This window comes from Streptomyces sp. NRRL B-1140, assembly GCF_001280065.1.
Classification (GTDB): Bacteria; Actinomycetota; Actinomycetes; order Streptomycetales; family Streptomycetaceae; genus Streptomyces.
Window position 1 is genome coordinate 1 of sequence record NZ_LGEA01000033.1, and the last position, 321, is coordinate 321.

The 321-nt window shown below is 67.9% G+C and carries 1 protein-coding gene; it reads left to right on the forward strand.

Annotated elements, in window-relative coordinates:
* Positions 1-321, forward strand: a 321-nt coding sequence (locus tag ADK65_RS05345; protein ID WP_324614244.1) for a glycoside hydrolase family 48 protein, incomplete at both ends; no start/stop codon positions are given.

Consider the following 321-nt stretch of genomic DNA (forward strand, 5'->3'; position numbering starts at 1 on the left):
GCAGGAGTCGGTGTGGGAGACGGTGCCGCAGCCGACCTGCGACGCCTTCAAGTACGGCGGCAAGAACGGCTATCTGGACCTGTTCACCGGTGACGCCTCCTACGCCAAGCAGTGGAAGTTCACCAACGCCCCGGACGCCGACGCGCGGGCCGTGCAGGCCGCGTACTGGGCGGACCTGTGGGCCAAGGAGCAGGGCAAGGGCTCGGCCGTCTCGGCGACGGTCGGCAAGGCCGCCAAGATGGGCGACTACCTGCGCTACTCCATGTACGACAAGTACTTCAAGAAGGTCGGCAACTGCGTCGGTCCCGCGGCCTGCCCGGC